The 12205-nt window shown below is 60.0% G+C and carries 11 protein-coding genes and 1 pseudogene; 8 read left to right on the forward strand and 4 right to left on the reverse strand.

What is annotated here, in order from left to right; genetic code table 11:
- Positions 1 to 42: 42 nt before the first annotated feature.
- Positions 43 to 210, forward strand: a pseudogene (locus tag AB4074_RS24095) (IS110 family transposase); the annotation flags it as partial.
- Here the strand turns inward: AB4074_RS24095 and AB4074_RS24100 are convergent.
- Positions 204 to 404, reverse strand: coding sequence for a hypothetical protein (locus AB4074_RS24100; protein WP_441415643.1), 201 nt, complete (start codon positions 402 to 404; stop codon positions 204 to 206). The pseudogene AB4074_RS24095 and the gene AB4074_RS24100 overlap by 7 nt on opposite strands.
- Before the next feature lie 47 nt (positions 405 to 451).
- Between AB4074_RS24100 and AB4074_RS24105 the strand changes: the two genes are divergently transcribed.
- Positions 452 to 850 (forward strand): transposase, encoded by a 399-nt coding sequence (locus tag AB4074_RS24105; protein WP_441415644.1) that lies wholly within the window; start codon positions 452 to 454, stop codon positions 848 to 850.
- A gap of 219 nt (positions 851 to 1069) precedes the next feature.
- Here AB4074_RS24105 and AB4074_RS24110 read toward each other — a convergent pair whose 3' ends face one another.
- From AB4074_RS24110 to AB4074_RS24120, 3 genes are all read right to left on the reverse strand, one after another.
- The gene (locus AB4074_RS24110; RefSeq protein WP_441415645.1) at positions 1070 to 1585 is read right to left on the reverse strand and encodes a DUF6545 domain-containing protein; all 516 of its coding nucleotides are present in this window, start codon (positions 1583 to 1585) and stop codon (positions 1070 to 1072) included.
- Positions 1586 to 2171: 586 nt separating this feature from the next.
- The gene (locus tag AB4074_RS24115) at positions 2172 to 2297 is read right to left on the reverse strand and encodes a hypothetical protein (protein WP_441415646.1); all 126 of its coding nucleotides are present in this window, start codon (positions 2295 to 2297) and stop codon (positions 2172 to 2174) included.
- 247 nt (positions 2298 to 2544) lie between these two features.
- Complete coding sequence (locus AB4074_RS24120) at positions 2545 to 3435, reverse strand: oxygenase MpaB family protein (RefSeq protein WP_441415647.1); 891 nt, start codon at positions 3433 to 3435, stop codon at positions 2545 to 2547.
- A 359-nt stretch (positions 3436 to 3794) separates the two neighbouring features.
- Between AB4074_RS24120 and AB4074_RS24125 the strand changes: the two genes are divergently transcribed.
- From AB4074_RS24125 to AB4074_RS24150, 6 genes are all read left to right on the forward strand, one after another.
- Entirely contained in the window at positions 3795 to 4352 is a 558-nt protein-coding gene (locus tag AB4074_RS24125) for a transposase family protein (RefSeq protein ID WP_441415648.1), read from the forward strand.
- Positions 4353 to 4907: 555 nt separating this feature from the next.
- The gene (locus AB4074_RS24130) at positions 4908 to 5858 is read left to right on the forward strand and encodes an ABC transporter substrate-binding protein (protein ID WP_441415649.1); all 951 of its coding nucleotides are present in this window, start codon (positions 4908 to 4910) and stop codon (positions 5856 to 5858) included.
- Positions 5859 to 6041: 183 nt separating this feature from the next.
- The gene (locus tag AB4074_RS24135) at positions 6042 to 6608 is read left to right on the forward strand and encodes a cupin domain-containing protein (RefSeq protein ID WP_441415650.1); all 567 of its coding nucleotides are present in this window, start codon (positions 6042 to 6044) and stop codon (positions 6606 to 6608) included.
- Between the two features lie 409 nt (positions 6609 to 7017).
- Positions 7018 to 9063 carry a hydantoinase/oxoprolinase family protein gene (locus tag AB4074_RS24140; RefSeq protein ID WP_441415651.1) on the forward strand — a complete coding sequence of 682 codons (2046 nt, stop codon included), beginning with the start codon at positions 7018 to 7020 and terminating at the stop codon, positions 9061 to 9063.
- Positions 9060 to 11021 carry a hydantoinase B/oxoprolinase family protein gene (locus AB4074_RS24145; protein ID WP_441415652.1) on the forward strand — a complete coding sequence of 654 codons (1962 nt, stop codon included), beginning with the start codon at positions 9060 to 9062 and terminating at the stop codon, positions 11019 to 11021. Before AB4074_RS24140 ends, AB4074_RS24145 begins: the two co-directional genes overlap by 4 nt.
- A gap of 388 nt (positions 11022 to 11409) precedes the next feature.
- Positions 11410 to 11655, forward strand: a complete 246-nt coding sequence (locus AB4074_RS24150) for a hypothetical protein (RefSeq protein WP_441415653.1) — start codon at positions 11410 to 11412, stop codon at positions 11653 to 11655.
- The last annotated feature ends 550 nt before the right edge of the window (positions 11656 to 12205 follow it).

The following is a 12205-nucleotide window of genomic DNA, read 5'->3' on the forward strand; positions in this document are numbered from 1 at the left end:
AGCACCTACTGGAAACCTGTGTTCTACGCCTTGGAAGAGCGGATGGAGTGCTGGCTGCTCAACGCTGCCCACATGAAGGCCGTCCCGGGCCGCAAAACGGACGTCAAAGACGCTGAGTGGATTGCCCAGCTACTGGAGCATGGCCTGCTGCGACCCTCGTTCGTGCCCCCTCCGCCGATCCGCCGTCTGCGCCTGCTGACGCGTTACCGGGTGCAGCTGATGGGAGACAGGAGCAGGGACGCAGGACGGTTGGAGAAGATGCTCGAAGATGCCAGCATCGAGATCTCCTCGGTTGCCTCGTCCGTGACCACCGTGTCCGCACGTGCCATGCTCGCGGCGTTGATCGCCGGGGAGGCTGACCCGGAGGTCTTGGCGCAACTGGCGAAGGGAAAGATGCGCTCCAAGATCCCTGACCTGATCGAGGCGCTGACGGGCCACTTCGATGCCGATCATGCCCGGCTGGCCGCGGCGATGGTGGGTCGCCTGGGCCGGTGTCGCGCCGGCGATCCACGAGTCAGCGGGGCGCAGGACTCCGGCCGGTGCGAGGCGCGGAAACAAGTGGCTCACCTCGGCACTGGTCGAGGCGGCGGCGTCGGCGGCTCGCAGCAAGAACACCTACCTCTCGGCGCAACAGGCCCGGATCGCCTCCCGGCGTGGTGCCAAGCGCGCCCAGATCGCGGCCGCGCATTCAATCCTCGCCAGCGCCTACTACATGCTCGAACGCAACGAGCCCTACCGCGACCTCGGATCCGACTGGCTGCAGCACCGGCACGACGAGGCCCATACCCGACGGCTGGTAGCCCAGCTCGAACGCCTCGGTCACACGGTCGTCATCGACCCGGCCGCCTGATCTCAAGGCCCACCTACTGCCCGGAGCGACACCTCCGGTGGGTCACCTTTGCCCTGCTCGGGTTATTCACGGGTCTGTGAAGGATTGAGGGAGTCGATGGTCGGTCGGAGTGAGCCTGCTGTCTAGGGCAGGAAAAGGATTCGTTGACTGTCCGGATGCTTGTGCTCGGTGATGGCACTGCATGAGCCCGGCGTTTGGACGATTCGCGCACTATTGCCTCTATGGCCGGGAAGCTTTCTTTCGGTGCTCGAGGGCAAGTTCGCCGCGCTCGATAACTGATCTATCGTGTGCGCTGAGCTGTTCCCGGACTTGGGGGTTAGCCATCTCGCAGTCGCGAATCTCCACGAGGCGCCGATGAAGCTGGTTTTCAACGTGGCGGCAGAAGAACAGAAATAGGGTCGCCTGTCGATCCTGCAGGACGAGCTCGCGTTGGCCATAAGCCACGTTGTTCCAGATGGGCCTGATCTCCATGAGGAGCATCCTCAAGCGCAGTCCGAGGAGGTCCTGCGTGGGGCGGCCTGCAAGGCGGGGGAGGAGTAGCCCGAGACTGAGGAGTAAAACGGTGCACGTCTCGCCTATCCAGTAGAAGCTGTTCAGGGCGGCGGCTGCTGGGCTGTCAGCGTCCTCAGCCTCGGACAGGATCCCGTAGAGCAGTCGGTCAACGAGGACCAGGGCAAACAGAATACATCCACCGGCGATGAGGGTGAATGCCGATCTGAATGTACGGGCCCGCATGTGTGGAACGTCGCTGCGGCAACCCCGGGCTATGTCGAGGCAGACCCACATGATGAAGGCCGATCCCGCCCACAGGAAGACTGCCATTCCTGGCTGGTCACCGTAGGTCAAGGGGAGGTTCGAATCTGTCCCCTCTACGCGGCTTCCGAGAAAACCCGCCGTAACCGGCCGTGCACACCATAAAGGTGACCCGCTGGCCCAAAGCGAGTTGGCGCCGTCGTACTTTGGCGTCCGAAACAGCGGCTAGCAGTATCGCGCTGCGAAACTGCCAGAACCCGAGGAGCAACGACAACAAGGTGACCAACCCTACGCGGTTGTGCCCCCCCGAGAAAGGGATCGACCGCGTAGGAAACGGCGGGGACGTAAAGTGTGCAGGCAATTGCGGCCAAGATAGTGGCACGAAATACGCTTCCGCGGTCTGGGTCGAATGCCGCCGGGAGGCGCAAGAGAGTAAGAATCCAGAGAGCGGCGGCCCGGCACTACCTCCATCAGCCGAAAACGTGGCGAAAAGCTAAGGGCTCAGCCGGGGCACCGACGTCGCTGTTGATAATTCGTGTTGCGAGCTGGTCAGCCAGGATTTCTGCCGTCAGCTCTCTGCGTCATCGGTGTAGCTGCTTCGGCCAAGCACTCGGACTTTGTCCACGTCGAGGTCGGGCAGGAGGGTGGCCGCCAGTTCTTGGCTGGCCCTTTGTAGGTCATGGTGGAGAATCATGTGACTGAACTCGTGCAGGATTATCTGCTGCCGGTGCTAGGTAGATTTCACTGGCGCGTGCAAAACTAGGTCGCGGTCAGCGCAAACCAGCCAGATGCCACATAGTTCAGTTCCGGACAAGCCGGGAAGTTCATCGACCTGTATGTCCCTGCCCCGCTGTGACTCCAACTTGTCCTGGATGAACTGGAGAGTGGCGTCTCTCGGTAGGCCTAAGCCATGCTCCGCCCTGCGCGTTATTCTTCGGGCTTCACGATAGTTCATTGCTTTTGCCGTTTTGCGGGCGGGGAACGTTGATCGGGCCGATCTGACGCAAGGAGTATCCGTCCGGGTACAACGATGAGCCGGATTTGCCCGGAGTGAAGTGCGGCTTCTGTTGCAGGTGTCGACGCCGGCGGAACGCATTGCGAATGCGCAGTCCTCCAAGTGCTGCTCTAGAAACCCATCCGGACTGAGGAAGTCCTAGGGCATCAAGATGACGGTCATCCTCAAGCATCGCGCTGATGATTCTTCCCGCGAAAGGGCGTAGTGGGAGTGGCAGCCGGTTACGGAACACCTGAACGGTGGCGTCCATCAAGTCTTGGCCTTTGGCTGACTGAGCGACGTGCATTGATTCGTAGCTGTCGAAGAATCGTTCGGCTTCGGTATAGGTAGCGGGCATATCGGCGATGTTCATGCGAGAACCCAACTCAGCGAAAAAGCGCGAGGCAGCAGCGAGCTCTGCACTCGTCGGCCGACGCCAAGCATGCTGCTGGCACCACCGAATCGGGACTACCAGCAACGTGAGCAGGACGTAAAGAAAATCGTCCTTGCTCCCAGGGACATGCCGGTGGACCTGATTAAGCAAGGTGACCAGTTGCCGGCCACGATCACTGTCCAGGCCGTTGGAGACAAGCTCATAGATGACTATCGCAGTGTCGTAGGAGCGCTTCATGGGGCGTTCTTGAATTTCGCCATTGGCGTGAAGAGTGGCTGCGATGCTGGGAATGGCGAAGTTCCTGTAATAGGAGAGGAAGAAGCCAAGCTCCATGTCCGCCGCGAGGTCGTAAAGGACCATATTTCGGAAGGTGGTTTCCCAGTCTTCCGGGGGCGGGGTTTCTTGACGGCGGAGGCTGGCCGAGAGACTGGCGTGAATGCTCATCGTTACCCCCGTCCTTTGTGTTCCAGCAGTGCGCGAAAGAGGGATCATCGTGGTTCCCCAGCTCGGCTGGTTCCATAGTAAGACTGTCTCGAACCGCTGCCTAGAGCGGTGTAGACGGGTCGACGGGACTCTTTTTGTCCGCCTTGGTCAAAGCACTGATCAGCCCGCTTTCATCTTGGCGCATCAACAAGGCATGGGCTGCGGTAAAGGGGCCCTTCGCAGATGAGCGTGGTGGGGCCGTCTGACGCCGAGGGCAGGAGCGTGTCCGGATGCCGCTGCGGCGTGGTGCGGGAGGAGAGAGGTCAGGGCCTCTTTGAATTGGTAGCGACCAAGCTTCCAAATAAGAAAGAGACCCTGATATGCCCAATGCTACTTCCTGCCCGGGTGGTCGCTGGTGCGAGCGGGCCGACGCGCTTCTTGGTGTCGACGGCATCCACGTCTGCTCTGTCACGACCGCCGGTACCGGCCTGATTCTGCACGTCGAGACAGCCGAAACCGTTAGCGGTTGTCCGGACTGCGGTGTCGTCGCGGTCGGGCACGGCCGCCGGCAGGTCCGGCTCCATGACACCCCGTGTTTCGGGCGGCCGGTGCGGCTGCTGTGGGCCAAACGTGTCTGGCGCTGCGCGCTGTCAGAGCCTTCAGGGGCAAGCAACGGGTTGGTCATTGAGGCCTATGCCGCGGGGATCCCGCATACTGAGGTGGCCGGGTTGCTAGTGGAATCCTTCCAGAACGAAGGTATCATTCTCGTTTTGGACAACATTGAACGCCTACAGCGCAATCCCGAGGCATGGGCAGTCATCGACGCCCTCGCTCTGTACATGCACGACGACGCGCACATAGTACTAATTGGTCGAGAACCTCTTTCACCCGGGTTACTGATCTTCCGCACGGCCGCCGGTCGTGCGGATAGGACCTGAAACGCTTGCCCTAACTCTCGACGAGGCTACTGATATTTTCCGGCAGCTAGGCCGCGCACCAGCAGACGTGCCGCAACAAGTTCGATCGGTGGACGGCTGGGTAGCGGGGGTGCTATTTGCCCTGACACGTTTGACCCAAGCGCGGTAGCCGGTGTTGATCCGCTTCAGGACTTCCTAAGAGATCATCCCGTGCACCAGCAGGTAGGCCGCGACGAACACCGAACCGATAGGAGGGCCATCAGGCGAGGATCGCTCGCGGCTGCCTGTAGCACACGTAGTTATCTTTTTCAGAAACAAATTGAGTTTCCTTGCAATCGTATCCAGCCCTCCTATACCTTGATTTTGCCTAATGGGGGAGGCCGGATTCCCGAAGACGTGGATTCGAGTCCATTGTGGATGGAGGACATAGCTGTGAAAAAGACCAGGGCCGTAATGGTGCATGGATGCCTACTTGTCGCGGGAGGGCTGCTCGCACTGACAGGATGCGCATCAGCAGGAGCCGGTTCTTCAACGAGCAATTCGGGCGCGAACCCTGCTGTCGCGTCGAACAAGATCATGGACCAGGCGGAATGGTCGAAGGTAGTGGACGCCGCCAACAAGGAGGGCGAGCTGACCATCTACGGGCTTCTCAGCCCGAGTATGTCCGATCCGCTCCCGGCGGCATTCCAGAAGGATTACCCGAATATCAAGTTGACCTATGTTCGCTCGAACCCGGCAGATATCACGGCGCGAGTCGACGCCGAGCTCGCCGCTGGGAACGTGGGTGCGGACGTTGTCGACATCCTGGATCATCCGACTTTCGATGGATACGCGAACAAGGGGGCTTTGCTGCCGCTCACCGTTCCGGCGCTGGGTGATCCAAAGGTCGATCGAGCGAACAATCAGCGCACCCCGTACGTGGTGACGATGGGCAGCACCGTCTATGCGTGGGCGTGGAACACGAAGTTGATGCCGAAGGGCATCAACTCCTGGCAGGACCTCTTAAACGTGGACCCGTCGCATCTGGGGGTGACAGACCCCTCGATCAGTCCGATCGTGGCCTCGGTACTCCAAACGACGGAAAAGCCCCAGACCGGTGGTCCGGCGTTCCTTAACAAGCTGACCTCAAAGGGCGCGCCGCGCAGCTATCCTGGCTCAAACCCGGAAATCGCGGCGATGGCCGCAGGGGAGATCTCCGCGACGATGCCCGTGCCCGCGGGGAACGTGGCGTCGGTCAAGGCGACCGGTGCGCCGGTCGACTACAAGGTCTACCCGAACGCCGGTAGCATTCCCAACGAGGTGGTGGTGTTGAAGGCGGGCAAGCACCCGAATGCAGCGCAGGTGTACGTGAACTGGCTCCTGGGCGAGGCCGGTCAGACGATTCTTGCCAAAGGCATGTTCCCCGTTCGCGAGGGTGTGCCCGGGCTGATTCAAACCAATGGAGCCACGCTGGAAGAGATCCCGCAGATCACGACCGACGAGGCCAAAGCATTCCAGCAGCGATGGAAGACGCTACTCGGCCAGTAAGGCCCATTGCGAGTCTGATCAACGGGGATGAAGACACTGATGAGAAGCAGAGTAAATCTCATGGAGTCGGAGCTAACGCTCAAGTCTGCCGCGGACGGCATTGACAATAGCATCGTCGAGAAAGTCAATAAATAAGCTCTGTTTCAAGATCCCACCGCAGAAGTACGAAGAAAGAGAATTCTCGTGGAAAACGCTGACGTAATTCGAAAAGTCAAGGCAGTGGTGACCGAGGTGGACGACGCGGGTATCTCCCGCTTTCGGTCGACCGACCTCATAGAACCCGCATTCGTACGAACTCCCGTAGGGGATGGAAGCCAGGAACGGACGGGAATCTCGTGGCAGGTCTGGGGTACATCGGACGGTGTCCCGGTCTTCAAGGACCCAGCGGAGCCAGTGGCCGGCACTAATTTTCCGGGTCCAGGGGGAACGCGTTTCTCGGTCTTTTCGATCCCTCCTGATTCGTCGGTTACTGATGTAGTCGACCGCCCGGACGAGTCGTCTGGCGACGCTTTAGGGGTTGCGGCTACGCACGAGACAGCGGGTGATGCGGCATTCCATACGTCGAACACCATCGACTACATCTTCGTCGTTGACGGAGAGATTGAGCTCGAGCTCGACGGCGGAAGGCGCGAGTTGCTGACCCGCGGCGACTGTCTGGTCCAACGCGGAACCCGCCACGCCTGGCGGAATGTCTCCACTGCGCCGGCGGTGATGGCGTGTGTCATTGTCGGCGTGGATGGCGGTCGGTAATTGACAATCGCTCCTTGTAAGTCGCGCGCGTTGCGTCCGTCCACGTACGGCTCACGCCCCGGACCTTCAACGCAGTCGTGAAGGAATCCACCGATTGGCGTCTGAAGTTCACCGGTTTTCGCCTGACAAGAGCATTTGCCAAGCTTCAAAAGAAGCACTGAATAGAGAGGAGCCGTGCAATGGTGCATTATCCGAGGCCGTCGAGTTTGACTGTGGAGCAAGCTCGTGAACCTGTCGCGGCGGTTTGTTCACACTGTCAAAGCACAGATATCCGTCGCTATCCGGTGACTTCGGAGGGCGGGTGGTTCCTCACAACCCGGTGCCAGGAGTGCTTGGCCGAGGTCGATCGTGAGGGGTGGACCATGTTTGGGCCACTTGAATTTTTCGCTGACCGAGTGGAGGCGCTTCGATGATGTTCTCAGTGGACGTCGGCGGGACGTTTACAGATGTGGTTGCTGTTTCGGGGTCGGATATTCGGACCGTGAAAGTGTCGACCGATTACTCGGCTATCTACGACGCGGTAGTGGGTGGCGCAAAAGAGCTCGGGCTGGAGAATGGCACGATATTCAATCACGCGAGTACGCATGGTCTGAATGCTGTTATCACCCGCAAGCTACCAAAGATCGGCGTGCTAGCAACCGTAGGGCACCGCGACACACTTGACCACGGCTCAGTCTTCCGCCCCATGAAGGCGCTGCTGGACCCGAACTGGCGTCGTGAGTTCGGAGATGCGCGCCGTCCTCTGGTTGAGCGTTACCTGCGCCGGACTATTCACGAGCGGATCAAAGCAGACGGCTCGGTGTTGTTCAGGCTGGACGAAGATCAGGCGCGTGCCGAGATCAATGTGCTCGCCAAATGCAATGTTGAAGGCGTGGCTATCACCCTGATGAACTCCTACGTGAATGACACGCATGAGCTACGGCTCCGTGAGCTCGTGCGTGAAATTCTGGGTGACATTCCTGTGTCCATCTCGAGCGAGGTCTCGCCTGTCGCGCACGAATACGCGCGGGCTTCGACGACGACGATCGATGCTTGTATGAAGATTCTTTTTTCGGACTACATCGAAAAGCTAGAGAGTGGCCTGAGTAACGCGGGATTTAACGGCGCGCTCAATTTCGCCGATTGCGCGGCGACACTTGTTCCAGCGGACAGAGCTCTGATCCAACCGTTCCGGATCGTATTCGCTGGACCAGCTGCAGGGACAGTCGCGAGTGCCGATTTTGGCCGAATGATCGGTGAGCAGGATCTGCTGTGTTCCGATGTCGGCGGTACGTCATGCGACATTTCGCTGGTGACAAACGGCGCCCCGTACTTGAGCACGACGTTTGAGTTGGAGCATGACCTCGTCGTCAGTGCCTTGGCCAACGATGTCACCTCCGTCGGCGCCGGCGGCGGCAGCATCGTTCAGATTGGATCGTCGGGCGAGCTGCAGGTCGGGCCGGACAGCGCTGGTTCAACGCCTGGCCCCGCGTGCTATGGCAAAGGCGGAACTCAGCCGACGACGACGGACACATGCCTATTGGCCGGCATCATCGAACCCGCTTGGTTTGCCGACGGCAGGATTGCTCTCGATATCGACAAGTCGCGGGAGGCGTTCGAGGCACTGGACACTGACTTCACGTATCAGGAGCGTGTTCGCTACGCGTACGAACTCGGTCTCCATAACCTCGCGGAGGCGATGACGAACGTTGCCATCAAGAACGGCATCGACCCCCGCGAGTACTCTCTTATGGCGTACGGCGCCGCTGGTCCGATGTTGCTTCCGGCAACCCTGGACCTCGTGCACGCCAAGTCCGTGATCGTGCCCCCGCACCCCGGATTGTTCTCCGCGCTCGGGCTCCTGGCAGCAGAGCAGGTCTACACGAGCAACCGTGGCGCTTACACGTTCCTCGTGCCTGAGAATGCCGCGAAGATCGATGCCATCTACGCCGACATGGAGCAGGCTCTTCTGGAATCCCTCGACACCGATCGCGAGGTCACCATCGTCCGGTCGCTCGATGCGCGACTAGCGGGCCAAGAGTTCGACATGCCGTTCATCGAGGTTCCGGACGGGTTGGTCGACGCAGATGCGATAGCAGCGATTATTCGAAACTTTCACGATACCTATTTCGCGCGGACCGGCAGCAGGTTCGAAGCCTTCCCTGTTGAAGGTGTGACGTATCGGATCCAGGCAACGGTGGCATCCGAGAAGGTCGAGTACCCCCAGCTTCCGGCTCGTGGTGCCCAGCCGTTGAGTCCCGTGCGGAGTACCACAATCCAGCTCATTACGGACACGCCTTTTCAGGTGCCTGTGTACAACCGGCTCGATCTGTGCGCTGGGGACCGCATCGAGGGTCCGGCGATCGTGTCCGAAAAGCTGTCCACTACCCACATCACGGCTGGTCAGCGCGTCGATGTCGGGCTCCACGGTGAGCTCGTCATCACATCCGGGGCGTCGAGAGGAGAACAGAAGTGACCATCACCAATGAGCAACCGTCTGGCACCGTGCACGAGACATCCCTCCGCGCTCTGACCAACGAGGAATTCGTTGCGAGGTACGGAGCTGACAGGTTCAATACCTCCCTTCTGAACACAAAATCTACGTATGCCGTGCAAAATATGGCGACGGCTTTCCGGCGGCAGGCCTTCTCCCCGATAGTTTCGCTCGTATACGACTTCTCCTGTGTCATTGTTGGGCCACGCGAAGTCGACTATGCGATGGGTGCCATTAGTGACGGTTTGCCTACCTTCATCGGTGCAATGACGGAGGCTGTACGCAACACCGTCGAAGAATATGGATACGACGACCTACGCGAAGGTGACATCCTCGTCGGCAATGACCCGTACAGGATCGGCGGGCACGTCAATGACCTGTGCTTCATCAAGCCGATCTTCGTTGACGACGCGATTGTTTCGTTCGTCGCGATGAAGGTGCACCAGCTCGATTTCGGCGGAGTCACGCCCGGGGGCTTCAGCGCTTCAAAGCGAAGCACTTACGAAGATGGGCTTGTCCTGCCGCCGATGCTGATGTGGTCGCAAGGTAAGGCGGTTCGGCAGACGTTCTCGCTGTTGTTCGACAACACCAGGTGGGCAGAATTAATCCTTCCCGACTTGTTTGCGACACAAACGCAGTTAGGGTTCGGAGAGAGGATGATCTTGGAAATCATCGACCGTTATGGTCTCGAACCGTACCTGGGATCCATTCGATATGCGACTGATGCTTCCGCAGAGAGGATGGCCGAAGCCATCGCCGAACTTCCCGACGGCGACTACACGGGATCGTCTGTCGTCGACGCGGACGGCGTCGATGACACGGAAACGTATGCGATCAAGGTAGCGCTGCGCGTGCGGGGTTCAAAGATTGAGGCGGACCTGTCAGGAACCTCTCGACAGGCACGTACGGGAATTAACTGCACGTTTGTCGACGCTAAGAATGCGATCGGGTGTGGACTCAGCATGGTCCTCTCCCCTGGCATCGCATTCACCTCGGGCAATTGGCGCAACATCGACGTGGTTTGCCCTCCTGGTTCGATCGTTTCTGCCATGCCGCCCGACGGGGCAGTAACAATGTACTTCTATGCAACCGCCTCGCTTTTGAGTGCCGTGAGCAACGCGCTAGCGGATGCGCTCGGGCCTCGGGCGGTGGGCGGAGATCTCGGCCGGAATGTACATAACACCGTCGGTGTGCGGCCCGATGGAAGCCAGTGGTCGACCGTCGGGGCATTCGGGGGAGAACAGGGCCCCTGGGGGGCGTCGGAGGTAGGCGACGGGGAGAACTACATTATCTCGATACTCGCCAACATTTCGTCCCTGGGATTCGAGCCCATCGAGGCGAGTGTGCCGGTCTTGGCGCTGTCTAACGAAGCTGTCATCGATTCCGGCGGTCCTGGATATCACCGCGGGGGCAGCGCGATGTCGCGTGACTCGCTGTGGCTCACGGACAGCACGCATTTTCCCTGTCCAGTGACGTTGAAGGGGTCAGGCGGTTTCGGTGTGAACGGCGGAAAGGCCGGAATAACCGGAGCAGCCTGGACCTTCGCGCCGACAGTCGCCTCTATCGCCGAGCGACAGCAACTGCTCTCGCACAGCGCCGAAACTCTAACGTCCTCCGATCCAATCGCCGGGGTCCTCGACCCGGACACCAAACTGCAGGATGGGAAAGACGGAAAGTACTTCTACTTCGGTAGCCGACCGACGTGGAACCTGCCAGCCGGATCCGTGCTCCGCAGCATGACAAACGGGGGCGGCGGATGGGGCCACCCCTTCACTCGTGAAGAAGAACGGGTTCTCGCCGACGTGCGCAACGGGTATGTGAGCATCGTCGGGGCGGCGCGTGACTACGGCGTCGTCGTGGTCGGAGATCCCGATACCGACCCTGAAGGTCTCATGGTTGATGTCGATGCGACAGTAAAGCTCAGAGAACAACGCAGTTGATCGCCAGGGATGGACTGGCGGGTACTCGGCTCGGGTAAGCGGACCGTGCCTTCGGCCATCCTTCGCCTTGGGTGTGCACCGCGAGCAGCATCGAGAGCACAACGTGCCCGGTTGTTGTATCTAAGACGCGGTCCTTGCCGCAGCGCGGGCAAGGCGCCTTCGCCGCCTGCTCGCGGATCCAACGTAGGCACTCACAGCAGTACTCCCGGGCGATGAACCCGACCCCGCGACGACGTGGCCCATGTGCGTTGCTGGTTCAAGGGCGCCGGCCAGGAACTTTGGACGTGAGAAATCAAGGGGAAGGATCCCCAGCCCACTGAGTAGTTTGAAGCAGYAGCGGTTGACTGCTCACCGCGCGTCGTCGCTGCTCTGGCAGCCGGGAAGAAGCATGAAACCTCATCAAGTAATGGTCCGCAAGCAAGTCGGATGGAATCTGCTGATCAACGTGTGGGTGGAAATCCGACGCAACGGCCGCGTCATYAGAACGGGCTTTGTCGAAGATGCGATGCCCGACTCCTCCGCACTTTGGATTGCCGCGGACGCGAATGACCCCCGTCAATTGTTTGAAGCATTCGAGGGATTCGAGGTATGGGTCACGCCTCAGTACGGCCCGGCGGCCTCCGCTAGCGGATGAACATTAACCACATTTCAGGGCTRGCTCTACCCGGAATACAAGTGTGCCTTCACCTCTCCTGGGGCTCGTTTCAAATTGGCCATGCACCTTTATTCATAGGCGGCGAGTAGTCCTCCGACAGGAGGCCTCTGCGGCTGCCCCGTCACGGGGCCGGGAGAGCGTGATGAGTACGTGGGGTCTGGTTCCGGCGGCTACGTCTCCAACGGGGACCCATGTGATCGGCCGTCCTGAAGGGCAGCATCGGCAAAAGGGTCCGGGCGATGGTGGCACAGGTGAGACTTCAGGTGTACTAACCGGTTGGTTGGTGACGCGGCTGGCGGGGGAGGCGCCTTTGAGTGCGGTGTGGGGCCTGGCCTGATTGTAGTGCTCGATGAAGTCCCGGTAGCAGGCTTGGCGTGCGATTTCTGAGACGAAGGTCCGCGGCGTAGGCTCACTCTTCCAGCAGGATGCGGTTGAAGCGTTCGATGCTCCTATATTGTCAAGCGGTCGTTTGGGGCAGGTTGGCGTAGATCTCCCTGGCGATGTAACGGTTGAGGCATCGGATGATCTC

Source organism: Arthrobacter sp. 2MCAF14, from assembly GCF_052115645.1.
GTDB lineage: Bacteria > Actinomycetota > Actinomycetes > Actinomycetales > Micrococcaceae > Arthrobacter.

Coding starts and splice junctions, on each gene's coding strand:
- AB4074_RS24105 (WP_441415644.1), top strand. CDS start 452: ATGCCCGGCTGGCCGCGGCGATGGTGGGTCGCCTGGGCCGGTGTCGCG.
- AB4074_RS24110 (WP_441415645.1), bottom strand. CDS start 1,585: ATGCGGGCCCGTACATTCAGATCGGCATTCACCCTCATCGCCGGTGGA.
- AB4074_RS24115 (WP_441415646.1), bottom strand. CDS start 2,297: ATGATTCTCCACCATGACCTACAAAGGGCCAGCCAAGAACTGGCGGCC.
- AB4074_RS24120 (WP_441415647.1), bottom strand. CDS start 3,435: ATGAGCATTCACGCCAGTCTCTCGGCCAGCCTCCGCCGTCAAGAAACC.
- AB4074_RS24125 (WP_441415648.1), top strand. CDS start 3,795: ATGCCCAATGCTACTTCCTGCCCGGGTGGTCGCTGGTGCGAGCGGGCC.
- AB4074_RS24130 (WP_441415649.1), top strand. CDS start 4,908: ATGGACCAGGCGGAATGGTCGAAGGTAGTGGACGCCGCCAACAAGGAG.
- AB4074_RS24140 (WP_441415651.1), top strand. CDS start 7,018: ATGATGTTCTCAGTGGACGTCGGCGGGACGTTTACAGATGTGGTTGCT.